29 protein-coding genes are annotated in these 24,859 nt (G+C 45.8%); 24 read left to right on the top strand and 5 right to left on the bottom strand.

The genetic code is table 11. The features are described 5' to 3' along the window. Positions 1-48: 48 nt before the first annotated feature. Positions 49-618: a hypothetical protein gene (locus tag ACZIX4_RS06610; RefSeq protein ID WP_463334826.1), complete on the bottom strand. Its 570-nt coding sequence runs from the start codon at positions 616-618 to the stop codon at positions 49-51. A gap of 49 nt (positions 619-667) precedes the next feature. Beyond that, positions 668-1,402, bottom strand: coding sequence for a helix-turn-helix domain-containing protein (locus ACZIX4_RS06605; RefSeq protein WP_463334825.1), 735 nt, complete (start codon positions 1,400-1,402; stop codon positions 668-670). A gap of 255 nt (positions 1,403-1,657) precedes the next feature. Here ACZIX4_RS06605 and ACZIX4_RS06600 point away from each other — a divergent pair, with 255 nt between their 5' ends. The 15 genes from ACZIX4_RS06600 to ACZIX4_RS06530 all read left to right on the top strand — a co-directional run bounded on the left by ACZIX4_RS06600 (position 1,658) and on the right by ACZIX4_RS06530 (position 14,719). Next, complete coding sequence (locus tag ACZIX4_RS06600) at positions 1,658-1,825, top strand: hypothetical protein (protein ID WP_463334824.1); 168 nt, start codon at positions 1,658-1,660, stop codon at positions 1,823-1,825. A gap of 126 nt (positions 1,826-1,951) precedes the next feature. Then, complete coding sequence (locus ACZIX4_RS06595) at positions 1,952-2,203, top strand: hypothetical protein (RefSeq protein ID WP_463334823.1); 252 nt, start codon at positions 1,952-1,954, stop codon at positions 2,201-2,203. Between the two features lie 92 nt (positions 2,204-2,295). Further along, positions 2,296-2,544, top strand: a complete 249-nt coding sequence (locus ACZIX4_RS06590) for a hypothetical protein (RefSeq protein WP_463334822.1) — start codon at positions 2,296-2,298, stop codon at positions 2,542-2,544. 318 nt (positions 2,545-2,862) lie between these two features. After that, complete coding sequence (locus ACZIX4_RS06585; RefSeq protein ID WP_463334821.1) at positions 2,863-2,991, top strand: hypothetical protein; 129 nt, start codon at positions 2,863-2,865, stop codon at positions 2,989-2,991. A gap of 95 nt (positions 2,992-3,086) precedes the next feature. Beyond that, positions 3,087-3,704 (top strand): Panacea domain-containing protein, encoded by a 618-nt coding sequence (locus ACZIX4_RS06580; RefSeq protein WP_463334820.1) that lies wholly within the window; start codon positions 3,087-3,089, stop codon positions 3,702-3,704. Beyond that, positions 3,705-4,160, top strand: a complete 456-nt coding sequence (locus ACZIX4_RS06575) for a hypothetical protein (protein WP_463334819.1) — start codon at positions 3,705-3,707, stop codon at positions 4,158-4,160. Positions 4,161-4,191: 31 nt separating this feature from the next. Beyond that, positions 4,192-4,713, top strand: coding sequence for a hypothetical protein (locus ACZIX4_RS06570; RefSeq protein WP_463334818.1), 522 nt, complete (start codon positions 4,192-4,194; stop codon positions 4,711-4,713). Next, a complete protein-coding gene (locus ACZIX4_RS06565; protein WP_463334817.1) occupies positions 4,694-6,022 on the top strand; it encodes a phage terminase large subunit in 1,329 nt (442 codons plus the stop codon). Before ACZIX4_RS06570 ends, ACZIX4_RS06565 begins: the two co-directional genes overlap by 20 nt. A 232-nt stretch (positions 6,023-6,254) precedes the next feature. Further along, entirely contained in the window at positions 6,255-6,791 is a 537-nt protein-coding gene (locus tag ACZIX4_RS06560) for a hypothetical protein (RefSeq protein ID WP_463334816.1), read from the top strand. A 188-nt stretch (positions 6,792-6,979) separates the two neighbouring features. Then, positions 6,980-7,429 carry a hypothetical protein gene (locus ACZIX4_RS06555; RefSeq protein ID WP_463334815.1) on the top strand — a complete coding sequence of 150 codons (450 nt, stop codon included), beginning with the start codon at positions 6,980-6,982 and terminating at the stop codon, positions 7,427-7,429. Beyond that, positions 7,419-7,877: a hypothetical protein gene (locus ACZIX4_RS06550; RefSeq protein ID WP_463334814.1), complete on the top strand. Its 459-nt coding sequence runs from the start codon at positions 7,419-7,421 to the stop codon at positions 7,875-7,877. The genes ACZIX4_RS06555 and ACZIX4_RS06550 overlap by 11 nt, the downstream gene beginning before the upstream one ends. Continuing rightward, positions 7,874-9,016, top strand: a complete 1,143-nt coding sequence (locus ACZIX4_RS06545) for a hypothetical protein (RefSeq protein ID WP_463334813.1) — start codon at positions 7,874-7,876, stop codon at positions 9,014-9,016. The genes ACZIX4_RS06550 and ACZIX4_RS06545 overlap by 4 nt, the downstream gene beginning before the upstream one ends. A gap of 362 nt (positions 9,017-9,378) precedes the next feature. Continuing rightward, positions 9,379-11,625: a hypothetical protein gene (locus tag ACZIX4_RS06540; RefSeq protein ID WP_463334812.1), complete on the top strand. Its 2,247-nt coding sequence runs from the start codon at positions 9,379-9,381 to the stop codon at positions 11,623-11,625. A 5-nt stretch (positions 11,626-11,630) separates the two neighbouring features. After that, the gene (locus tag ACZIX4_RS06535; protein WP_463334811.1) at positions 11,631-11,939 is read left to right on the top strand and encodes a hypothetical protein; all 309 of its coding nucleotides are present in this window, start codon (positions 11,631-11,633) and stop codon (positions 11,937-11,939) included. Beyond that, complete coding sequence (locus tag ACZIX4_RS06530; RefSeq protein ID WP_463334810.1) at positions 11,939-14,719, top strand: hypothetical protein; 2,781 nt, start codon at positions 11,939-11,941, stop codon at positions 14,717-14,719. The genes ACZIX4_RS06535 and ACZIX4_RS06530 overlap by 1 nt, the downstream gene beginning before the upstream one ends. 40 nt (positions 14,720-14,759) lie before the next feature. Here the strand turns inward: ACZIX4_RS06530 and ACZIX4_RS06525 are convergent, their stop codons facing one another. Then, on the bottom strand, positions 14,760-15,569 hold the full coding sequence (locus ACZIX4_RS06525; RefSeq protein ID WP_463334809.1) for a hypothetical protein: 810 nt from the start codon (positions 15,567-15,569) through the stop codon (positions 14,760-14,762). 245 nt (positions 15,570-15,814) lie between these two features. Between ACZIX4_RS06525 and ACZIX4_RS06520 the strand changes: the two genes are divergently transcribed. Beyond that, positions 15,815-16,054, top strand: coding sequence for a hypothetical protein (locus ACZIX4_RS06520; protein ID WP_463334808.1), 240 nt, complete (start codon positions 15,815-15,817; stop codon positions 16,052-16,054). Positions 16,055-16,056: 2 nt separating this feature from the next. Then, positions 16,057-16,302 (top strand): hypothetical protein, encoded by a 246-nt coding sequence (locus tag ACZIX4_RS06515; RefSeq protein WP_463334807.1) that lies wholly within the window; start codon positions 16,057-16,059, stop codon positions 16,300-16,302. 16 nt (positions 16,303-16,318) lie between these two features. On the opposite strand, the gene ACZIX4_RS06510 is transcribed toward ACZIX4_RS06515, so the two are convergent. Next, entirely contained in the window at positions 16,319-16,735 is a 417-nt protein-coding gene (locus tag ACZIX4_RS06510) for a hypothetical protein (protein ID WP_463334806.1), read from the bottom strand. Between the two features lie 43 nt (positions 16,736-16,778). Next, on the bottom strand, positions 16,779-17,903 hold the full coding sequence (locus ACZIX4_RS06505; RefSeq protein ID WP_463334805.1) for a hypothetical protein: 1,125 nt from the start codon (positions 17,901-17,903) through the stop codon (positions 16,779-16,781). 316 nt (positions 17,904-18,219) lie between these two features. Here ACZIX4_RS06505 and ACZIX4_RS06500 point away from each other — a divergent pair, with 316 nt between their 5' ends. The 7 genes from ACZIX4_RS06500 to ACZIX4_RS06470 all read left to right on the top strand — a co-directional run bounded on the left by ACZIX4_RS06500 (position 18,220) and on the right by ACZIX4_RS06470 (position 24,847). After that, a complete protein-coding gene (locus ACZIX4_RS06500; protein ID WP_463334804.1) occupies positions 18,220-19,257 on the top strand; it encodes a head maturation protease, ClpP-related in 1,038 nt (345 codons plus the stop codon). Further along, complete coding sequence (locus tag ACZIX4_RS06495) at positions 19,257-20,315, top strand: hypothetical protein (RefSeq protein ID WP_463334803.1); 1,059 nt, start codon at positions 19,257-19,259, stop codon at positions 20,313-20,315. Before ACZIX4_RS06500 ends, ACZIX4_RS06495 begins: the two co-directional genes overlap by 1 nt. Before the next feature lie 347 nt (positions 20,316-20,662). Further along, positions 20,663-21,259 (top strand): hypothetical protein, encoded by a 597-nt coding sequence (locus tag ACZIX4_RS06490; protein ID WP_463334802.1) that lies wholly within the window; start codon positions 20,663-20,665, stop codon positions 21,257-21,259. Positions 21,260-21,263: 4 nt separating this feature from the next. Continuing rightward, positions 21,264-21,728 carry a hypothetical protein gene (locus ACZIX4_RS06485; protein WP_463334801.1) on the top strand — a complete coding sequence of 155 codons (465 nt, stop codon included), beginning with the start codon at positions 21,264-21,266 and terminating at the stop codon, positions 21,726-21,728. After that, positions 21,725-22,882: a hypothetical protein gene (locus tag ACZIX4_RS06480; protein WP_463334800.1), complete on the top strand. Its 1,158-nt coding sequence runs from the start codon at positions 21,725-21,727 to the stop codon at positions 22,880-22,882. Before ACZIX4_RS06485 ends, ACZIX4_RS06480 begins: the two co-directional genes overlap by 4 nt. Continuing rightward, positions 22,857-23,357: a DUF6712 family protein gene (locus tag ACZIX4_RS06475; RefSeq protein WP_463334799.1), complete on the top strand. Its 501-nt coding sequence runs from the start codon at positions 22,857-22,859 to the stop codon at positions 23,355-23,357. The genes ACZIX4_RS06480 and ACZIX4_RS06475 overlap by 26 nt, the downstream gene beginning before the upstream one ends. Then, the gene (locus ACZIX4_RS06470; protein WP_463334798.1) at positions 23,357-24,847 is read left to right on the top strand and encodes a hypothetical protein; all 1,491 of its coding nucleotides are present in this window, start codon (positions 23,357-23,359) and stop codon (positions 24,845-24,847) included. Before ACZIX4_RS06475 ends, ACZIX4_RS06470 begins: the two co-directional genes overlap by 1 nt. The last annotated feature ends 12 nt before the right edge of the window (positions 24,848-24,859 follow it).

The following is a 24,859-nucleotide window of genomic DNA, read 5'->3' as shown; positions in this document are numbered from 1 at the left end:
GGCAATAAAAATAAGGAAAACTTACCCCTCGCAGGAAACCAATACCATTTATTCCAGTTCGTGGATGCTGTGCCTTTTAAACAACGTACCACTGTTCGGGAAAAAGTAAAAGCCATTTTTGGCATACGCCTTAAATGCCTCATCGGTTTGCTCATGGCTTATCCTGCTCAGTTTTTTGTTTTCATAAAAATAAATCCCTTCAGCCTGCGGAAACGGTTTTCCGTTGTACTCCGGCGGAAGGCTGTCAACACTAAAACGGATTTCGGAAGTGGTAAAATCCTTTTTAAAAGCAGCATATACCCAAATGCCCTGCGTATGCCCACCACTCTCAAAAAACTGCTGCTCCTCAATCAGTGTAGTATCACTCTCAAAAGCCACATCCGGCGAAAGCCTGAAATATTTATACGCTCCGGGCCGGCCAAGCTTCAGCAGGTTACTTTCATACATGTACCCATTATCATCCCTTTCCCCCAATGTAAGCAATATCCCTTTGCTTTCGCGCAGGGTATCCTTAGGCGTATAGCTGCGGTATTCTGCTTCGGTAAGCGGGATATGCCACTCACGATTATTACATGCTATAAGCAGTACCATTATCGGGATTAAGTAGTATTTTTTCATGCTTGCTTTCTTATTGACAAATTAACGCATAACCGTATAACCGCATAACCTAATACACCGCTTTCTTGCTCACGGTACGGTTAACGTCGATAACATAAAACAGCGCCTGGATGTCGTTAAGGTACAAACGGAAATCGGTAAACTCAGGGCTGTCGTTAAGCGAATGGCAGGTAATATACCCTTCTTCGGTATTGTGTTCTATGATTTCCTTAAGCAGGGGCAATTTACTTTGGGTGGTATAAATAACCCAATACGGAAAATCGCGGTAGCGCAGCTTGCTTGTCCAGTGCTGGCGTTGCAGCTCGCGGGTGGTAACAATACTGTTACGGGCTATAGCACGCGCCGAACCATCGTCCATACTGTCGCCATTCACACGGAATGCCACATAGCGGCCATGTACCACTTTATCTACCAATATACCGTGCTGGCTCAGGTCCATCAGGAAATGACTGTCCTGGTAATTATCCAGGAAGCCCGCCTGCACCTCAAACTCTGCCAGAGGCATCAGCATATAAAACTGCCCGTTCGGCAGCGGCACAAACTGGTTGCCGTTCTTGTTTTCCTCTACCACGGGTACATAGCGCACTACTTCAGCACCTACTACACGCGTATGGTTAACGTCTTCAGCCAATACTTTGTGTAATATTTCACTTTTACTACGCGGTATAGGCTTGCCTTTCTCGTAATTTATAATCGTTTCGCGACTGGCACCAATAAGGTCGCCTAACTCCTTTTGGGTCAGGCCCAATTCTTCACGACGTTTTTTAATATCTAATCCTTCCATAATCAACAGTTTACGGTAGGCGTCAAAAAATTTTCACCAAAAAGTGGAAAAATTAACGCACAATAATTTTGCCATGTGGAATATTCCACTTAATTTTGCAGTGTTGGTTCGACAAAGGTAACACAAAAAGCGAAATAAACAACAAATAGTTAGTTAAATAGTGCATTTATCCACAACAAACACTTTAACCAAGCCAACACAAGCACTTAAAACCAACAATCTTAAAGTGGAATATACCACCTTAACAACCAAGATTTGCCCAAAATATTTGATGAAGATGAAATTATGACAGCAAGCAGCACCAACCCAACCCAGCCAAACGAAACGGTAAGCGGCAAAACCAACCAAGCCCAGACCTTTAACGCCAATATGGCCGCCATTATGCTCTTTAACACCGACAGGCGGTTTACTATTACAGAATAGGTTATACGGCGATTTGGTTATCAGGTTATTCGGATGAGACCGGAAACAAACGACTGAATACTGTAACCTATAACCCTGCACAAAATCTTTAAATCATTCAATCTAAAAATTTTTAAATCTAAAAGCATGACTATTACAGGAACCATTGAAAGTATTGAATACCGCAACACAGCAGGCCATGAGAAAAAAGTAGTAACCCTGGTACCCGACCACCGCCAACGCGCATTTGTAGAATTCCGCGGGCGCCGCATGGAGGAACTTGACCCCTATAAAGAACACGACGAAATTGCGGTAGATGTTTCGCTTGAAGGAAAAATAAGCAAAAACAGTGGCATACAGTACAACAACCTTGTGGCATTTGCTGTAAGGGCGGTGTAGCCCCCTAACCCCCGAAGGGGGAACCCCGCATAACTAAAAAACTCTTCTAACCGCTTTCTCCCCTTTGGGGCTGGGGGCTTAAACATTAAAAAATGAATTATACCATAAAAGGCATAGTAACCGCCATAGGCGATGTAAAAACGACCAAGCTGGGCACCGCGGTGCAGCAGCTGCATTTTGAACAGGAAAACGGGCGCATGTTTTACCCCAGCGCCCTGGGCACCAAAATAGAATTGCTACACGATGTACTGCCCGGCGACGTTGCCGAACTGCAGTTCCATATCAGCGGCAGCAAAGGCACTTATAACAATGTGATTATAGACAATATTGTGAGGGTGTAGGCCTCACCCCCAGCCCCTCTCCAATAGAGAGGGGAGCAGCTTCACTCTAATGCTAATTTGAATGTTGGGAGTTTTCAGGCTTTCGCCTTTATGACTTTACAACTTTCGACTGATGTAGTTCTTTGACATAATGAAAAAGGGAAAAATAAAGCATCACCTGTAGCAGATAATAATACTGGCACAGGTGGTGTTATATATAACAATGGTACAAATATTGCAATAGATAATTGTGCTATAATACGTTAAGAAGATTTAAAAGGACATAAAAAGAATCTTCGGGTAGAGATTTAGAAGAAAGTTTATATATTTGCAGTGTATATGAAGACCAATACTTTACATATAACTAATCCATCTAAAGGATTATTAGATTTTGCCCGTAAACTTCAAGCAGATAAAGAAGCTGCCAAAAAAGAATTACGTGAGCAGGCTCATTTGCTTTTTACATAGATAAACAACCAGAGAATTCAACCTCCCTAAAAGTGAAACTACTATAAAACGAGTAGTTAGAAACAGAACGAATGTTAACTGATTAACCCATCTCTATGTTCAATCAAATTCTAAAAGATAAAATAGGTAATACACTGATATATATATCTAGCTCACTAGGTGGAAACGTGTATCTCACTAAAGTTATCAAATTACTTTATTTGCTTGATGAACAATCTATTCGAGAAACAGGTGTTCCATTTACATGGCTTGACTATAAAGTTTGGAAAAACGGGCCAGTCCCTGAAGAATTGCATACTGAACTTCGTTATAAGGTAAACAATCCTTTTCATAAACCTGAATTTTCAGATTACATCAAGGTAACTGTAACAGAGAACCCTCTAAACCAAGACATGGAGGCCTTCATTATTTCACCCGCAAAAGACTTTAACGACGATGAGTTCTCTGATTACGATATGAATTTAATGGATAGAATTCTTAAATTATACGGCAACAAATCAGGAAATCAACTAATCAATATTTTACACGAAGAGGGTACGTTGTGGGATAAAGTAGTCAAAGAAAATAACTTAGAGTTATCTTTTACACTAAGAGGTAATAAGAGTGACTTCTCTATACCATTTACCGAACTTCTAAGAGATGATGAATTGAGGCAACTTGCCTACAAAGCGGCTTTTTCATCATTGTCTTTTTCAGAGCAAATACGCGGTTAAATGATTGAGCAAGGGAATATATTTTTTATACCCAAATACGAGTATGAAGATGGTAGTGAACCAACTGATAAACTTTTAATAGTATTATACGTTGATGAAGTTAATTCATTAATTATAAAGGCACTACCCACCTCACAAGAAAAAGTACCAGATAAAAAACAATTTCACGGCTGTACTAACAACGATATTTTATCATTTTACATGTTTGAAGAACATCGCGTTGTTGGGACTAAAGTAAATGATGAAGATTTCTGTTTTAACAAAAACACTTTTGTTTTGGTGAAAGATAATGTGGGAATTGAAAGTATCAACAACATTACCATTTATTATAAAGACCGCTTGAAGCATTTAGGGAAGCTTAGTAGTGATGAACTAACAAGGCTGCTAAAATGTATCAAAAACAGCACTCACCTAAAAAGAAAAGTACGCAGATTAATGGATGAGCTAATAAAATAGCCATCGCCAATACTCCCCTAACCACCACACCATGAAAGCAGTAACACCTGCTTCAGGCAAAAGGAAAACCAAGGGCACCCTCTACAAACCCGAGTATACCGAAACCGCACGCAAAATATGTCTGCTGGGCGCTACGGATGCTACCCTTGCTTCTTTTTTTGGCGTGTGCCGGGAAACCATAGTCAACTGGAAGAAGCAATACCCCGAGTTTAAAGAAGCCCTGTTGCACGGCAAAAAGGCCGCCGACCTTGAAGTTGTTTCCTCCCTCTACCAGGCCACGCAAGACAGGGTTATTACCCTGAAGCAGGCCATTAAATGCAAGGAGGTGTACTACGACGAAAACGGCAAGCGCGTGGAAAAAGAACGCATAGAAATTGTAGAGGTACAAAAGCATGTCCCGGCTGATTTCCGGAGCCAGCAGTTTTGGCTGCGCAACCGTAACCCCAAGCAATGGAACGAAAAGTACGACGACAGCGAAGACGACAACCCGCGCGGCATAACGCTTAATTTGGGCTTTGGCCAAAACCCGCTCGATGATGAAACTACTGCCTAAACAGCAGCATGCCGTTTGGTTCCTTAAAGACAATATTACCGAAGAAATACTGTACGGTGGTGCGGCAGGCGGCGGCAAAAGCGCACTGGGCTGCCTGTGGCTTATGGAAATGTGCCAAAAATACCCCGGTTCGCGCTGGCTTATGGGCCGCAGCAAACTCAAAACCCTGAAGGAAACCACACTCAACACGTTTTTTGAGTTGGCCACCACCCTGCGGCTCAGTCCGCAGTTTACCTACAAACCCACCGAAAATATCATCTACTGGAAAAACGGCAGCCAGATACTGCTGAAAGACCTGTTCCATTACCCATCCGACCCGAATTTTGACAGCCTGGGTTCGCTGGAAATTACCGGCGCCTTTATAGACGAATGCAGCCAGGTGGCGTACCAGGCATGGCAAATTGTAAAAAGCCGCATCCGTTATAAACTTACCGAATTTGGCCTGATACCAAAGCTCCTGGGCAGTTGCAACCCCGTAAAAAACTGGGCCTATAAAGAGTTTTACAAACCCTGGCGTGAAACCAAACTTCCCACATACAGGTGTTTTATACAAAGCCTTCCGGCAGATAACCCACATCTGCACCGCAGCTACCTGCAGTCGCTCTTGCGGCTCGATAAAAACAGCCGCGAACGCCTGTACTATGGCAACTGGGAGTATGACGACGACCCCGCCGCACTGATAAGCCACGATGCCATAACCGATTATTTCAACCCGGCACACCTTAGTCCGCAAGGCGTTAAGTACATGACTATTGACGTGGCACGTAAGGGCAGGGACAAAACCGTATTCCGGGTATGGCACGGCTGGCTGTGCATAGCCCGCGAGGCCATAGCACAATCAGGACTGGACGAAGTAGTAGGCCGTGCCAAGATACTGCAAACCAAATACGGCGTTGCCCTGAGCAATATCATTGCCGATGAAGACGGGGTGGGCGGCGGGGTAGTCGATTTCCTGAGGTGCAAGGGGTTTATAAACAATTCGGCACCACTGGAAATGCGTGAGGGCGACACTTATGTAAAACCCAACTTTGACAACCTGAAAAGCCAATGCAGCATTAAAATGGCCGGGATGATAGAAAGCAGGCTGGCAGGCGAAATTTGCCACGACCCCACCCTGATACAAACCGTAACCGAAGAAATGGAGCAGGTAAAACTAAAGGACATCGACCGCGACGGCCGTCAGGGCATCATACCAAAAGAGCGTGTAAAGGAACTCATAGGCCGATCCCCGGATGAATGGGACAGCATTATGATGCGCTACTGGTTTGCACTGCGTAAGGATTTTTCGGCAAGAGTGAGGGTGGGTTGATGGTTGTCAGTTGCCAGTTGTTGGGAGCTTCACTCGCGTCCGTCATGGCGAGCGGAGGCACGGAGCGCGGCCATCTCATCCGTTTATACTTTGCGCTTTTCCACATTCCGAAGGAATACTCTGTTCGCTTTAAATGATGACAAAAATCTCCGTGCATCTCAGTATTACAAATTCCATGCAAAGACACCGAATCTTTCAATCCTTCAATCTTTAAATTTTTCAATTTAAAAAAATGAAAAACCTCACCCTGCGGCAATACGCCCGCCTGCCCGATACTTCCCTGTATGATGGTGTACTGGAAGCCCTGAAACCCGCTAATACCTTTGCCGGAAAAAAGATGGACATCCAGCAGATGCCCTATGCCAATGTAAAGTACTGCATCCGCCTGCTGGGCAAAACCAGCAGCTGGCCCGATGTGGTAAAGCTGTTTGAAATATGCTATGGGGTAAACGAATTGCAATTCTGGAAGGTACGCATCACCGAATATTTTGCTGCGCGGCGGTTCCTGATTAACGAGTTTACCCGCATCATAGCAACCGAAACCCGCCTGCTGCATACCCTGAGTACCGACAGTCACCTTTGGCACATGGCCGGTGCCGACCGTCTGAAACCCTTCAGCGACACCCTGCCACTGGTACAACTTGGCAAAATGTTCGGGCAATATCCGTTTGACCTTGGGCGTAAGCCGTATGGCGAAATCTTTAGCCTGCTGGCACAGATTAAAACCCAGAATGAGGTGGAGGCAGAATATGGCAAACTGGCAAAGTAGTTTTGGTTTAAAGTTTAAGGTTTAAAGTTAGCTTACTCATGTCTTAAAAACATTTGACTATAATACCCCCTGATGGCGCGGATCTGTGATCCGTGACTTAATATAAGAACACTGAAGCTCCCAACAACCATCAACTGACAACCACCAACCAAATCAACAAATCCACGAATTAACAAATCCGCAAAAAAATGGACATAGTACGCATATTCCACAGCCTGGCCGATACGCACGGGCTGCACTACCACTACGGCAAAAAAGCCGCGCTGAACCTGCTCGACGGTTCGCTGGAACCCGATAAGATTTTCCTGCTACACGAGTTTACCAACCGGAAAAGCAGCTATAACCAAACCGGTACCAAAATAGAAGCAACTGAATACGAAGGCAAATTCTTCCTGGTGAAGCATGCCGACTACAACCTGCACTTTTATGCCGAAGCCGGTGATGCCGAAACAGGCAAATACGCCACAGGCATAGAGCCGTTACTGGATATTTTCAGTACGCTGGGTAACGGCCTGGCCTGCCAGGGGCACGAGGTAACCCAATGGGATAATATAGACGTTACCGATGCACTGGATGCCAACATGGACGGCCTGCTGTGCAGCTACAAAATAAAAATACTGGTGAGCCATGGAAGCTAACGTAAGGCAGGCGCTTAAGGCCGAGTTTGAAAAACTGCGGCAGGAAATCATAGCCCGGTACGAGCAAAGCGGAATGAAGGCTGGGGGCAACTGGGCAAATTCAGTACAGGTACAGGAACTGCCGAATGGCTTTACCATAGTAGCCGACAGTTACATAAACGGCCGTGGGCCCGGTAAGGCGCCACCCAGCGAAGCCATAGAACGGTGGATAAAACAAAAGGGCATTTCGGCACGGATAAAGGGTGATATTTCTACCGGCAGCCTGGCTTACCTTATAGCCCGTAAGATCGCCCGACAGGGTTGGAAACCCAAGGGCGGCAATGAAGATATTGCAGGACAGGTAGCCACACCACAACGCATACAGCAGATAATGGATGCCGTAGCCCCGGTATACGCCGAAAATTTTGCCCGGGATATTTCAGTGCTTTTAGAGAAAACCTTTGCATGATACAGTTTGTAAAACCCATAACCCCAAACCGCCTGCGTATGGCGTACAACAATGATGTGGTGCGCTTTTACAGCACTATGGCTGGCACGCCAAACTACTGCACCATTACCATATTCCCCGGGGTTACCGTGCGCCTGTACCCCGACCCGCAGGGACGTTTCTATTTCAACTTCAGGCCGTACATAAGCACGTTTATCAACATAGCTAATTTTGAAGACACCGTAGAAACCAACCTTACCGTAGAAGACCCCGGCAGCTTTGTATACAGCGCTATGAACGATGTGGCCACCCAACGCAACGTAACCTTCAGCATCAATATGGGCGATGCCGGCACCGATACTGTTTCATACACACTTACGTGGCTGGCAGCTGCGCAACAGATAGGCAATTATACCGAATACCTCTTAAACGAACTTCTGGTACTCTCCCCCACCCTGCCCGATGCCGCCAACACCTGGTACCTTAAGTACTGGGAGGGTTACCCGTTTGACCTTTCGGTTTTCAGCAACGTAAACGGGCTGGAGGTGACCAATACTACCAACCTTATTTCGGCAAGCCTGGATATTTTAGGTTATGGCGCCCGTATTTTCTTTTCAGATGGGCGTACCGATGAAACCCTTGAAGACATCTTGCCTTTAGCAACAGGCTACAACACCCTGAAGCTGCTACGCGAAGGCGAGCCGCAGGAAAAAGCCAAATTCATTCAGCTGGAAAAATCAGCACCCTGCGAAGGCGTATACCTGAAGTGGCGAAACTCCCAGGGAGGCTACAGCTACTGGCTGTTTGAAAACACCTACGCCATAGACCGCAATGCCAAGTCGCTTGGGGAACTTAACCGTGATTTCGAGAACCCCGAAAACAGCTTTGGCAGTACCACCCAAGTGGGACGTGAAGTACAGGATACCATAAAAATTGTAGCCGAACTGCTTACCCCGCCACAACGCGATATAGTGCAAAACCTGCTGGAAAGCCCCAAGGTGTACCTGTTTACAGGCAAGCCCTTCAGCCGCAGCGATTACCGTAGCTGGATAGAGGTTTCGGTAAAAACCACATCGGCACGCATTAAAAACCCACGCGAAAGCCTTACCAATTTTGCTTTTGATATAGAGCTCCCGGTACGGTATACGGTGAGTTTGTAGGTGGTTGTTAGTTATTAGTTGTTGGTTGTTGGTTGATGGGAACTTCCCTCTTGTGAAAAATTAGTTCTGCTTTGGTAACACAGAGTCTCCCAGAGTGAGCGCAGAGATACACAGAGAGGACTATTACCCAAAGTCTCCCAAAGGGAGCGCAAAGTTTCTCAAAGTTTTTTAACTGGGTAAGTGCACAAAGCATTCCTTCGGAATGTGAATAAGTAACCCAAAGTGGTTTTCAGTTTCTTCCATGTCCACCGAAGCGTAGCGGAGTGGAGATATCTCATTTGATTTTAGATCCGAGTGAAGCTCCCATCAACCAACAACTGACAACCATCAACCCAAAAAATATTTCCCATAAAAAATGACCCTTGTCGCTTATACTCTACATAAACGGGCAGGTGGCCGACCTGGAACCCGGCACCACCATAGCCCAGACCAGGCAGGTAAACGACCTTAACAGCCTGGACAACCGCCAGGCCAGCTATACCAATAAATTCAGCCTGCCAAAAACGGCGGCTAACCTGCGTATAGTACAGTACCTTACCCTGGTGGGCAATAGCAGCAACGTGCCATATCAGAAAAACGAATGCAGCCTGTACAGCGCTTCTGGCGAGTGTTTTGTGTACAACGGCTGGGCCATGATAACCGATGGCGGCGATAGCTTTGATGTAGTCATTTACGACGGCATCATCGACCTGTACAAGGCCATAGAAAACCAAAACCTTTCGGTATTAGACCTTTCAGGGCTTAACCATACCAAAAGCCTGCAAACCATAGAAGACTCATGGACAGAACCCGATTCCCCTTACCGCTACATACTGGCCGACTACAACGGCAAAACCGGAAGTAACCCATCGGGTAACTCGGTGGCTATAGACTACCTTGTACCCTCGGTTAACGTGTCGTGGCTTTGGAACAAAATATTCGAGCACTATAATTTTGAGCCGCCCATAGGTACGGTATTCCAAACCCAGTACTTTAAAAACCTGTGGATGACCTTTCCGAAAGGCATAGACGGCGAAAGCAGTTCGGGCGAAGTTTTCAGCAGCAACAATATTACTAATGAAAACAGTGCCACCAGTGGCAGCTCGTGGAGTACACTGTTACTGAAGTTTAACGAATCTGAGTCAATTAATGACGAATATATTGAATACCTGAGCAGTAGTAAGTACCGCCTTAAGGCAAAGAAAAGCGGCCACTACAAACTGCGTATTACGGGTAATGTAAAAAGTACATCAAACTTCAGCATGTATGTGGTAAAGAACGTGACCAATACGTCGGCCACTGCGCTTAATGCATTGTCGCCCATTGCCACGATTAAAACCAACCAGGTAAAGGATGCCGATTTTGATTATATCTCACAATCGGTGTTACTTTCGGCAAACGATACCATCAGTATTATCTTCCGCCATGTAAACGGGCCAAACCAGGGGCTGGCGTTTTCTACAGCCGATAAATGGGAAACCCTGGAAGTTACTGTGCGCCAGGTACAACAGGGCGAAATGGACTTTAGCGCTGCTTTTGCCGATTTTTCTATACGGGATTTCCTTAGTGAGGTGGTATACCGTTTTGGGCTTACCATGCAAAAGGACAAATACAGCAATACCTATACATTTTGCAACCTTGCCGAGGTAATGCAAAACCCTGATGTGGCAGACTGGAGTGACAAGTTTATAAGCAAAAAACAGGAAAACTACATCTATGGCAGCTATGCCCAGAACAACTGGTTCCGCTACGCCTATAACGACAAGGAAAGCAGCCACAACGACAGCAGTATAACGGTTGGCAACGTAAACCTGACCGAAAGCCGTGACGCCATAAAAAGCAAAATATACAGCCCCGAACTTACCCGCACACCATACCTTAACCGCACTTCGGGCGTATACAAGCTGTGGGAAAAGGAGGTTAGCGAAGACGATGCCGGTGTAAGTACTGTAAAGTACAAACCGCTGGATAAACGCTACTATTTTCTTCGTGGGGAAGTGTACAACCAAAACATCAATATAATTGACTTTACCATTGGCGACGTGGAGTCATCTGCATATGCATACATAGAAAGCTACTGGAAACTGCCTTTTAACGATGTGATTCAGGACTATTATACCGACCTGAACCGTATACTGGACAAAGCCTGTATAATAACCGCAGAGCTGTGGCTTAAAGAAGGCGACATTGCGCAGCTGGATTTCCTGAAGCTGTATTATATAGAACAGCTGGGCAGCTACTTTTTGCTGAATAAGGTGAGCAACTACATACCGGGCAAACCCACCACCTGTGAACTGGTGAAAGTAATTTTCGGCGAAGCACAGCAAATAACACGCGAAATAAACATAACTGATTTTAGCAGTTTTACAAACAATACAACGCAGCGCCACAATATAAGCGCAGCATACACCACTAACTACAACCCGGCAGCACTAAGCCTGCAATGGCGGGAAATGGGTACAGAAGAATGGAATACATTACCGGCAGGGCAAATTATACAATACACCACGCCTTTCAGCTTCTACCTTCCCATTGCCGAATTTAACGGAATGATATGCGAATTCCGTATAGCAGATACATTTCACAATGTTTACAGCAACATAAAGATTAGAGGATTTATACTGACTTAATTACCATGACAGCAGATCTCACCAATACACCACCCATAATAGACTTTGGGTTTGGCACCACGGTATTAACCTTATATGCATTTAATGACATCCCACCCATAACTGTATGGCAAAACACCCTGTACCATCCGGCATTGTACAACCCTGTGCTCACTGCCCCGGGTGCCGTTATTAATGTTATAAGCCCCTATGAGTATGCCCTTACGTTTGAAGAATATGACGAAAACACAAACACCAGCATACAGCTCTCTTTTACTACACCTAACGGGCAGGTACTGTACAGCAATATTTTAAGTATAAATTTTAGCGGGTAATGACAAAGAAAATAAACATTGGCAAGCTTGATGTAGATGTACAGGACCTTATAGCAAATGCCGCCAAAACGGCCGAAAAAATCAAAGACCTGAAGGACAAACAATCTGAACTACAGGAAAAAGGGAAAGAAACATCAAAACAATTTGTGGCAAATGCCGCCGCCTTAAAAAGCCTTGAAGACAGCTACAAAACCCAGCAGGCAGCGCTATCGGCACAAATAGCCGAGGAAACAAAGCTGGTAAACATAAAGAAAAACATAAAGCAGGCCGTAGACCAGCAAAATAACAGCGAAAACGCTTATATAGAAAATAATAAGCAACTCATTGAGCTAAAAAAACAGCTGCGCATAGATGACGACGACTACGAAAAACGCCTCGGTAAAATCAACGCCAAAATAGCTGAAAACAATCAGTGGCTGGAAGAAAACGGCAGTGCCAATGCAAAGCTGATGACTACCATGAGCGACTATAAAGACCAGGTAACCGAGTCGTTTGACGCTATCAATATTTTTAACGGGGGCATTAGCGGCTTTGTAAGCCGCGCACAGGAAGCAGGCGGCGTGGGCAAACTGTTTTCGTCTTCGCTTTCGGGCATGACAGGCGGTATAAAAGGTATGGGGGCGGCAATAACCGCCAACCCTATTGGCCTGCTGCTTGCCATATTGGGGCCGCTAATACAAAAGCTGATGAGTTTTCCGCCCATAACAAAAGCGGTAGAAAAAGCCATGGCCGCACTGGGGCCAATAATGGAGATTTTATCTATGCCGATACAAATTCTTGTAGACAGCATAGCTGCGATTATTGAGGCCTTTGCAGATTTTATCGGTTCATCTACCGAAGCGGGACGGGCAGCACAGCAACTGGCCAAAGACAAGGAAGCCCTTAAAAAAAAGGAAGAGGAACTAAGTGCCGCCATGAGCGTGCAGGAGGAACGCAACGCCAAAGCAAAACAGGACATTGATGATCTGATGAAGCTGGCTAAAGACCAGACGAAAAGTGAAGGTGAGCGCCTTAAAGCCCTTGAAGCGGCGCACAATATAGAAAAGCAAAACCTTGAAGAACGCAAAAAACTTAGTAATGACACTTACAACCAGGCTGTAAATCAGGCTGCATTGGGCAAAGGGCTTACCAAAGATGAGATATACCAACTGCAAACTCAAGGTGCCGCCTATGCCGAAAAGATGATGAAGGTGAAACACTTCACCAAGGAAGAAATCGATGCCCTGAAAAAAGCCAATATAGAGCGGATAAAACTAAGCGGCGAAGAAAAGGGCATACTGGAAAACTATGAAGCCAATAAGGCCAAAATAGCCGAAGATACTGCGGCAAAACAACAGGCAGCCGAAGACAAACGCAAACAGGCTGAAGAGACCCGCAGACAGAAAGCTGCCAAGGCGGCACAGGACGCCATAGACATACAAAAGCTGGAACTGGACAAGTATACCGAAAGCCAGAAAACCAAGGCGCATACTATGAAGGAGGAGCTGGACATTGCCGAAAACATACATAAAAGAAAACTGGCAATAATTAATGCTGAATATGCTGCTTCAGATAAATCGGCTAAGGCAAAGCTGGAAAAGGAAAAGGCAACAATGGAGGCCAATAACGAAATTTTAGGCAAAAGAGCTGAAGTAGCCGTAGCTTATGCTGAAAAGGAGTTACAGGCTTACATTGAAGCAAACAACCAGAGTCTTATTTCTACCGATAAAATCAACGATGAGCTTATAAAAAAGGAAACGGAGCGCCTTACCAACCTCGAAGCAAAAGAGCTTGCTTACCAGAAAAAACGATTTGATGAAGGCCTTATTAACTCTGAAGAATTCGAGCAGGCAAAACTTGCCATACAACAAAAGTATGATGAGCAGGAGAAAAACATTGAAACGGTAAAAAAGGAAGCCAAAAAGGCTGCAGAAGATGCAGAAATAGCACAAAAAGCACAGGAAGCCGCAACCGACCTGGAGATAAAACGTGCCAATGCTACCAGTGAATTTGAGTTGCAACGTATAGATGAAGAGGAACGCCATGCCACACGCATAGCCGACCTCAAAAAACAATTACAAGATGGCCTCATAACTCAAAAACAGTTTGATGAGCTAGAGAAACAGGAGAATGAAAAAAATGCCGAAATAAAGAAAGGTATAGACAAAGCTTCTTTTGATAACAAACTTGCCCTTGCCAGCCAGGCCTTCAGCACCATGCAGGGAATTGTGGGCAAAGAAAGCGCTGCAGGTAAAGCCATGGCTGTAGCACAAGCTACTATAGATACCTATAAGAGTGCGGTATCGGCCTATAGTTCTATGACCGGTATACCTGTTGTAGGCCCAGCGTTGGGCGCCGTAGCAGCAGCAGCAGCAGTAGCAGCGGGTATTGCAAACGTAAAGAAGATAACCAGTACTAAAACCCCTAAGGCCGAAAAAGGTGCCTTGTTCAGCATAGGTGGTAAACGCCACAGTGCGGGTGGCACCCTGTTTACCGGTGAAGACGGCACCCGATTTGAAGCTGAAGCCGGTGAAGTTATCGGCGTAATGAACCGTAATGCAGCGCGTCATTTTATGGCATTTAACAATGCTTTCCCGGCAGGTAGCGGCAGCGCGCCAAACTACTTTGCCTCCGGTGGTATTGTATCCCGTGAGGTGGCACAACCTTCACTCAATGCTGAAGAGCTTGCTGCCCGTATTGCCCAGGCAAACCGCTCTTTACCTGCACCTGTAGTAGCAGTAGAAGATATTATAACCAAAGGAAACAGCTATGTAAGTGTGAAGGAAGGCGCTAATTTTTAGTATAAACAAAACTGCCGCTATAATGGCGGCAGTTTATATTTTATTTCATGGTTTCCATACAAGTAATTATACCTGTCAGCTTCCGTCCTTCAAATCCCCATATGGCTTCGCCCGCTTTTATACTTACTATCTTGCTTTTCTTTACCGCTGCAAGGTTTTTACCATAGATAAGTATAGAAAACGAGTATTTAAAATCGGTTGAAGAATGCGGGGTGGGATAACAGGTTGTATCAAATATCAGCCGCGTACCGTCTTCCAGGGACACTGCAACCTTATTAACTTCACCCCCGGAATTGGTTTTGGCAAAAAAGTTAAACATCACAGCATATGTAGGTTGCTCCTCTGATGTCATTTTTTCTACCTTGCAGCCACGCCCAGCAGATGCGAAGGTTGAAGAACCCCCCAAACCATTATATTTCACATAATCACAATAAAAACCTGCCGGTAGTTTAAGGCCGCCAATTACCTGAAAAGGATAGTCTAAATCAGACTCAGGACTATACTTGTAATAGAGTTTGCTACCTGCCTTATCCTGTAGAGTAACCCTTACATCACCAGGGCCGTTGATATACGATTTTTTTAAGGTATCTACATTAACCACATTAAATTCCTTACCTATAAGTTCTTCTCTTTTACTTGTGCGTGCACGCTCTTTAGTGGGCATATACACATCCATCATCTGGTCATCAGAATAAAAACCGGAGAAATAGCCGTCTTTTTCTGTTGAATATCCATCAACAATTTTAACATCTTTACCCTTCAAAAGGCTGGGACGCATAAATGGGAAACTTTCCTGGGCATAAACAAAAGACAGCGCCATAAGTGCGCACAGCAAATACACTTTTTTCATTGATTGGTGTTTTTAAAATGTTAGTTGATACAGCAAATATAACTATTTTTTTGAAACTTCAAATTTTTTGTAAGATTATTTTCAAATAAAAAAGCCCCCTGCCATTGCGGCGCAGGGAGCTTCTGAGTATATAGAGGAAAAGAGAAGCATATTAAATATTTGCAGTATTTTTTGCTTCGTTGTTTACAGTACAAATGTAATGATTTATTTGTATTAAACAATATTTATTAAGATTATTTTCTTATATGATTAAAACTATTTTAGACGGCTGGAAAAACTTCCTTAGCAAAACCGAAGTAACCGAAGCCACTGCCATAAAACGGGCAGCTGTTTGTGCTGCATGCCCACAGCTACGGCAGGGTAAACTTCTTGCCTTCATAAAAGACAGCCTTACCGAAATAGAAGGGGCTTACTGCAACATGTGTAAGTGCCCCCTGAGCGCCAAGGTGCGCAGCAACGATATTTGCCCCGAAAACAGATGGTGATTTTGACACGCTATGAAAGCATAACCTCACTGGGAGATAATTTTTTAAAACTGATGGCACAGGGCCTTATCCCCACACACATACTGGACTGGAAGGTGTATTATGAAGCTTACCTTACCGAAGCCGAAACCCTGAAACAGCAATTTGGCCGCACCAAGAAAACCCGTGCCGCAGGTAACGTAGCCGATACGTACAAAATCAGCGAACGCTGCATGTTTAGCATCATCGCGTTTATGGAAAGCGTTTAGTAAACCGTCACAGATTTTATAAAGAAAAAACCTCATCGCCCAGGTACAGCACCGGGCGGCCTTCGTGGTAGCCGCTACGCCAGTTGGCAGCAGTAACGTTAGTTTTAAGTATGGTAGCTTCGCAGGTTTCAAAATGCACGAACAGCAGTGTACTACCCTCGCCTGTCGTGGGCGTAAGCTGCCGCAGGTACACGCCCGTATCTCCCACATGGAGCCAGTCGGCAAAAGTGGCACGTTCCAGTTCGGGTACTTCAGGGAAGCTTTTCAGGAAAATGGTTTCGCTTTCGGTACCCGGCACGCCCCCTGCCCAGCGGCTGTAAAGGCTAAACCCATTACCCTGGAAGAACTGCCCCCACTCGTTCAGCGCAGGCAAATGGGCCAGGTTTACTTTTGGTTTTGGTTCCTCTTTTTTCTTTTTAAACCAGGAAAACATTCTGCTGCTGTTTTAAATTATACGCAAAGGTAAGTGTTTAGTATTATTTGGTTTGTAAATGCAGTGGCGGCGTGTAAAAATATCTTCCCCGGTTTGGCGTGGTTATGCTAAAAAACATAACAATAGGTTGGGGAATGTTTTCTTGTTCTTTGTAAGCTTCAAGCACCACTCTACTTCGTTCACCATTTATAACCTCATAAGTATTATAACCTGTAAAGTCATTTCCATGCATATTTATTATGGTGTTTACAAATGACGGAAGGTATTTATCCATAACACCTGAAAGCTTCAGGTAATCTCCTTTCTTTCCACGGCAAACAAAATCATATGCAATCCTGGCAGTGGAGACTTTCTTCACTTTAAGTTCAAATATTGAGTCGCCCAACGCAGCACTATATAGGACTTCTTTATTGAATTCATATTCGTCAGGGCTTTGCATAACGTTACCATCATGCACATAACCCCTGTCAAACTCTTTAATTAATTCATTATTTAAATTACGTGATGAATCCACCTCTACCACTTGTTTAACATCCAGCCGGTAATCAAACCCACTAAAATGCCCGTAGCCATGCCCTGCTCCATAACTAAGCCTTGCTTTTACTTTTAGAAATATACTCGGATATAATTTTTGATGGTTAATACGGGCAGCAACAGAGTCATTCATAGCCTCTGAATTAAATGTTATCCACCCTTGGTAAGCATCTATGTGTTTATTATCCGAGAACTTGAACATCTGCCCTTCAAATTCATCAGTATAAAACCCCGTAAATACAGAGTCTTTAGTTATTGATTTTACCCTGAAATAATTCTTACTCGTATATCCTTCCAGTGGAATATTCTTGTATTTTCCGTCTGCAACAGCACTAATAACAATCGTTTTATAAGGATACCCTCTATATATTTTAAGGGCATCTGTTTTCTGCCCGGTTACTTTCAGGTTCATGCTACTAATATTGGCGGCAAATTCCCTGTCTGATTTCTTATATATCCCGGTAGTATCCATATCCGAAAACTGTACCGACAATCCCGGCATCAGGCTATCATTACGCGTTTCATAGAAAAAGTAAACTCCTTTTTCCTTTTCCCGGAGGTAGCCATAGTAATGCGGCGGCGTAGTACAACCGATAAACAAAAAAAGTATACTTAATGTAAAAAGGTATTTCATAATCAGGCTGGTTTACTATGCTACTAATATAACGCAAATTACTCTTTTGTTATTTCAGATTTCAGATTGCCGCTCTTTCATTTTTACATTTGAGTGAAGCTCCCAACAACTAACAACGAACAACCGACAACTTTTACTGAACAAACCCCTTCAGTACTACCACCCCAAAACCACCGTAACTTTGCAGTGTAGAATTTCAGTACTGAAGAAGTATTAAGTATCAGGAATTAAGTAGTAAGAGTTTGTCAGTATCAGTAAGCCAACCTGAAACTTTAAACCTTAAACAAAACCAATATTTCAATCATTCAATCACCGAATGACAGGAAACATCTACATCTCCGGCCAGATAGGCACCTTTGACGGTACTACCGGGGTATCATTGGCCGATGTGGTAGCCCAGGTAAAAAAGCAGCCCACAGCCACCGCCTTTAACGTGCACATAAACAGCGAAGGCGGGCTGGTAGACGTAGGGTTCGACATTTACAACTACCTGCGTGCCCTGCGCAAGCCCCTTACCACCATAGGCAGCGGCATAGTAGCCAGCATTGCCACGGTGATATTCATGGCCGGGAGCCGCCGCCAGCTGCGCGAAAACACCCCGTTTATGATTCACCTGCCCTGGGGTGGCAGCATGGGCACCGCCGATGAGCTGGAACAGTTTGCAGCCCAGCTGCGGCAGGTAGAACAAAAAATGGTAGGCTTTTACACCAAGGCCCTCAGCGTACAGAAAGAAGCCATACTGCCGCTGCTGAAAAACGAAACCTGGCTTACCCCCGCCCAACTCATCGCGCTGGGGTTTACCACCACCACACAGCCCATAAAAGCTGTAGCAAAAGCATATTTGAACACTAACAAACCCATGAGAGGACAGTTTACCGACAAGGACAGGCACTGGATGGAAAGCCTGTTTACCAAAGTGATGGGCAGGTTTAACCAGCCGGCTATTTTTAACAAACTGGTGCAGGATGCCACCGGCGCCGAAATTGACTTTACCGATTTGGCCGATGCCGACGTGGTAGAAATAGGTGCCACCGCTACCATAGACGGTACACCTGCCGAAGGCGAATACCTGCTGCCGGACGGAACCACCTACGTGTTTACCGCAGGCGAACTTACCGAAATCATTGAGCCCGACCCTGCTGCCGCACCTGCCGAAACCGCCGCTGCCCTGCGTGCACAAAACAAAGCCCTGAAACGCCAGTTGGCTCAGGTAAAAAATGAAGTACTGGCGCTAAAAAGGCAGGTAGGCAGCCGCTACAGCCTGGACGGCCAAAAGGCAGCTGTGCGCAAACCGGCACAGGCCGACCGCCTTAACGGTATGAAACAATATTTGCAACAAAAAACAAGGAAGTAATGCCGCTTATTAATGCAGATGCCCTGGTGCTTAACCCCCGCGAAGCCGAAACGGTAAGCGAAGTAATTTTTGAAAGGGTGTTTAACGAAAGCGACCTTGCCGAATACCACGAGGTAGAAACCGGTATCGACGTGAAAACGCAGATTGCCTTTGCTACAAGGCTGGGCCTGCTGGGTAAGGAAACACAAGGCTGTACGCCAAATGAGGCCGAAGGCTTTTCGCTTACGCAAAAGTACTGGACACCCGTACTGGAGGACTTCCGCCTGATGCACTGCCAAACGGATATGCCTGCCCTGCTGAAGCTGTTCCGTAAGTCGCAGCGCATTAACCCTGATTTCTTCGACCTTGTTGGTTCTCAGGAACTGGGTGTTATCATTTCCGCAGTAGAATCGGCACTGGTAGAAAACATCCACCGTAAGGTATGGTTTAACGATAAAACGGCAGCCACAGTAGCAAACAGCGGTGTGTTTAAAAACGGTACCGACCTGGGGTATTTCAACTCGTTCGACGGCCTGTTTAAGCAAATCTTCGCCGAAGTGCCTACCTCTGTGGCCAACTATGTTGCCATTACCAAAAATGCAGGTACTACCTATGCTGCCCAAGTACTGGATGAGGATGCCGCGTTGGACATCTTCGAGAAAATGGTAACCCGTGCTGACGAAAGGCTGGTTTCGGCAGACGATGTGTTTATCCTTGCAAGCCGTTCGCTGGCCGATAACTACCGTGCTACCCTGCGCAACAAAAACCTGGGTTCGGGCTTCCTGGAAGTGGTGGAAGAAGGCAGGCCAAGGCTGTTCTTTGACGGTATAGAGGTAAAAGTGCGTTACGACTGGGACCGCTATATTAAAGACTACCAGAACAACGGTACCAAATACCATCTGCCACACCGTGCCGTGCTGACTACAAAGAGCAACATTCCGGTAGGTACCCTAAGCGAAGAAGACCTTACCAAGCTTGATGTGTTCTACGACAAAACCCTACGCACCAACATTATGGACGCTGCATACAGCATCGACGCCAAGCACCTTGAACCGTATATGACGGTGGCAGCGTACTAATTTGTTTAAAGTTTAAAAGTTTCAGGTTTAAAGTTAGCTTCACTCGTACCCACTATCGGGACTGAAAACTGCGACTATAATACAGCAGAGTAAGCATTCCCCTCCTCGGAGGGGTGCCCGCAGGGCGGGGTGGTTAACAATCCTCACACCAACCCCTATCCGGAGGAGAGGGAGCAACTTCACTCGTGCCCATTACGACCCTGAAGGGGTCACGTTTATTAGCCTGGGGCAACGCCCGGGGGGAAATCCGCATGGAGAATTATATACGAGTGAAGCTCCCAACAACCATCAACCGACAACTAACAACCATCCCCCCAAGACTTCTTCTCTAATCAAAAAAAACAACCATGTCTGATTGTACTGGAAACCTAACCGCTGATATCCTTTTCGATTGTATTAACGCGCCTGTGGGCGGTATAGAGCAAAACGTGCTCATTGTAAAAAAAGATGATGTTAAAGTATCTACCATAACTGTAGACCCTGATAACGACCTTGTGGTTACCGGCCTGGAGCTGAATGCCACTGCCGATGCTTTCAGGCTTACCGGTGTAAAGCAGAGTAACAGCAAGGCCTGGGAACTTGTGAAAAAGGAAAACGCGCCTGATAAGTTTAAGCACACCTTTAGCGGGGTGATCTTTAACCCGAGCGCCGAAAACAAAATGCAGGCTTCGGCTCTGGCCAAGGGTGCCAAATATGTAATCATCGTAGAGCAGGTATGGAAAGGTGCCGGCAGTAAAGATGCCTTCGAGATCCTGGGGCTTTCATCGGGCCTTGAAATAAGCACCATGACAAACAGCAGCAAGGAAAACGACAACATGATTATGTTTGAGCTTGCAAGCGCCGACGGTTTTGAAGAGGCTACCATGCCGAAAAACTTCCTGGACGGCACCTACGCCGCCACAAAGGCCCTGTTTGACAACAAACTGGTACCGGTAACCCCATAACCGTATGGATTTTACCAGTATGGATATCGCAGCCCTTACCCGTAGTGTTACGGGCGAGGGCCGGCGGTACCTTGAGCTGTTCCTCAGGGAGTATACCGCCCTTTTCCCGGGCCCGGTAAACCCGGGGTGCCCCCGCTGCCTGCAAGAATATTTGACCCGTTATAAAAACCATTATAAAAGTATGAGTACCGCAAACACCTGCCGCTACAGGCTGCACGAACGTTACGAAAACATACCACTGCAATTTGGTTCACCCATCTTGGTCAACAATGACAACATAACCGATGCGTATGCCGAAATATTACTAAACCACCCTAACGGCGCACGCTACTTTGCCCAAATACCGGAGCCGGAAACAGTATCAACAACAGAACCGGAAAGCGACGAAGAAATACACACTGGGCAGACCGTAAACACTACCCCGACAGATACCCTCTCCGCACTTGAAGATAACGACAGTACCGAATGAAGGCGCTCTTTGTAGACATTTGGAAACGCCTTACCCCCTGGAGCAAAAGCGCCGACGTATATGCCAATGACGTGGACAACGCCTATCCCGAACGTATGGACCGGCTGATAAACAACAGCGTTACGGCCAAGAGCGCGGCAGCCATTATGGTGCAGTACCTCATCGGTAAAGGGTACGGCCCGGAAAACGACAGCATTGTCATCAACAAACAGAAAAACCTCCGCCTGATTGATTTTGCCGATGATGTGGCAGACGACCTGGTAAAGCAGCGCGGAGTGTTTATACACATCAACTACAACGCACTGTACCAGATAGCCGACGTAAGTGTACTGCCCTACGAATGGTGCCGTATGGGCAAAAAAGACAGTACTGATTATTCGGGTAAGGTAGCGGTGTGTAAAGAATGGCTGAAGCCAAAACGCAGCGAAATAGAACTTATAGATGTGTACAACCCCCGCAAGGCAGTTATAGATGCACAGGTAGAAGCCGCCGGTGGCTGGGAGCAGTACAAAGGCCAGGTACTGTTCGTTAATATGGATACTAAGCTTATCTACCCCCTGAGCCGCATTGATGCCGTAGCCGAAGATTGCGACAGCGAGGCACAGGCGGGCATTTACAAAAACAGGCTGTTGCGCCGTGGTTTTTTTGGCAATACACTGGTGGTTACACGTCCGCTTGTTGGTGGTGGCCTGGAACCGGGCAGCCATGCCTACCGTGAAGCCGAAGATGAGCGCGAAGCCTTTCAGAAAGCCATAAAAGACAGCCTCGGTGCCGAAAATACCGGTGGCGTGCTGTGCCTGGAAATGGACTTTGCCGGGGAAAAACTGGAAGATGCCATACTGGTAAAGCAGATAGAAAGCAAAATAGACGACGAGCTGTTTAACTATACCGAAACCAGCGTGCGCGAAAACATACTGGTGGCATTTAACAACCTTCCGTCGGGACTCGTGAAAACCAACGACAGTGCGCTTTTTGGAAATAGTGGCGAGGCCATCCGTGAAATGAAGCGTACCTACTGGGAAAACACCAGCAAAGACCGCAACCTGCTTACGGGGCTTCTGAACCGCCTGCTGGCGCAAATGCCCGATTACAAAAGCCTTAAAGTAGAACCCCTAAAACTGATTGAAGATGCAGCTCCTGATATCCCGCAGTGATTTGGCCCAATACAAACAGATGGCCAAAACCACTTTTGACGATAAGCTGAACGAACAGATACGCGATGCACAGCTGCTGGACCTTCAGCCCCTTATTGGCGAAAGCCTGTTTAACAGCATCCTTGCCGCACCCCAGGATCATACCGAACTGCTGGAAGGCGGCGTGTACGAGCACGACGGCATTAGTTACCAGAACTACGGACTTAAGATGGTACTGGCCTACTTTGCTTATGCACGCTATGCTATGTTTTCGTCGGTTACCGATACACCCTTCAGCATGGTAGAAAAACTGAACGACAGCAGCCGCCCGGCAGAACCATTGGCAAAGAAAACCCTGTACACCATGAACCGCGATGCAGCCGTACAACTGTGGGGTAATGTAAAAAATTACCTCACCCGAACAGGATATACCGGGTACAAACCCCATGGGCAAAACGCCCCCGCAGGAGGATTTCGACTTAAAAAGATTGGCTGATGGTTATTATAAATTCGTACAGCAACAAACGCTTTACGCTAAATGGCATACAGTACCTGAAAAACTACGTTAGCAGGGTGTCGGGTAACCGCGTGCAGATTTACAACTGCTACGACAATTGCGATGTACTGGCAGGCTACGATATTTACAGTAATTATATTGTAAACGGAGAAACCTTCAGCAATGCGGCACTGCTCCAGGAAGCGTTGCTTGACATTATATTCAGCCGTGGCACCTTGGGCAACGATGTAGGGGAGCTGATACAGGACAATAAAAGGATTGTAAAAGATGTAACAATAGCTACTACTGATACAGAAACGCAAATATTAGCCAAGATTAATGCCCTGCCGCTTTACCTTATTGATGAGCACAACCTGGTTTCGTACAAGTGTTACGACGGAGGCGAAAGGGTGTTAGTTTATAATACTATTGGGGTGGGTAAAGGCAGTTACGGCATTGGAGGTACCCAGCTTACGCTGAATAACCTGTTGAAAGTATACCAATATGTGCCGTATGTAAACCAAAATAACATACACCGTGTACGTACCTATGCCACACAGGACGCAGGCAACGTCCCCAGCACCACCCAGGTAGCAATGCTTATAAACGCTAATCTCCCCATAAGCTTCAGTGAAACTGATGTTCCGTGGATTGTCGTGAATATGCTCGGCACCAGCCCCATAAAAAAACACATATACTGGTTTACAGCCGGTAAGGGCTTATGGGGAGGGCCGGAAATTGCCGGTGGCACCACAGTTAACCGGGGTATGCTACAATATGTACTTACACAAAATGCCACACCCCAGGATGTACAAGATGGAGGTAACACTTCTGTAATACCACTCGGTGTACTGCCGGATGGTGATTATATCTCAGCAGCCAATGCAGTTGAACGCGACCTAAGCAATCCTGATTTGTATTATTTCCTGAAGTTTACAGTTGATGGGGCAGAATACCTGCTTCAGTTTATAGGAACTGATTACGGTATATACGGGGGCAGTAATACGTTACTATTTACTGAGTCAGACTTCGAAGAAATGCCCGTGGCTGAAACGCCTGAGCCTTACATCCCGAATCTACAACAGGTGACTATTCAGGGAAGTACAACAGACCAACCCATTACCACATCGGACGGCATAAACACTACCGAGATACAACCTTCCGGTGGACTAATGCTTAAAAGGGATGGTTATAAAATAACACTAATGCTTGACCCGAATGCTGTATATGAAAGTTTTGATTTACTGATACCCCGTTCATATTCCGGTACCGGTTCTGAAACTATGGTTTTCCAAAGCACTGTGATATCAACACCGGGCAGGCCTGTTATCCGTAGTAAAGTAGCTAATTACTCAAGTATTAGCGAACTGGAAACGGGCGATGAAATTAGCCACCGTATAGGCAACCTCGTCATCCACAGTGCAATTTATAACGGTGGAGATCCTGACAGTATTGAAAACTTAAGTATTCTGTTGGCAACTGAAATTTAAACCAGAAAAGAA

Source organism: Flavobacterium niveum, assembly GCF_055231775.1.
The sequence above is the reverse complement of the archived record's forward strand: the minus strand, read 5'-3'. Positions and strand labels throughout refer to the sequence as shown.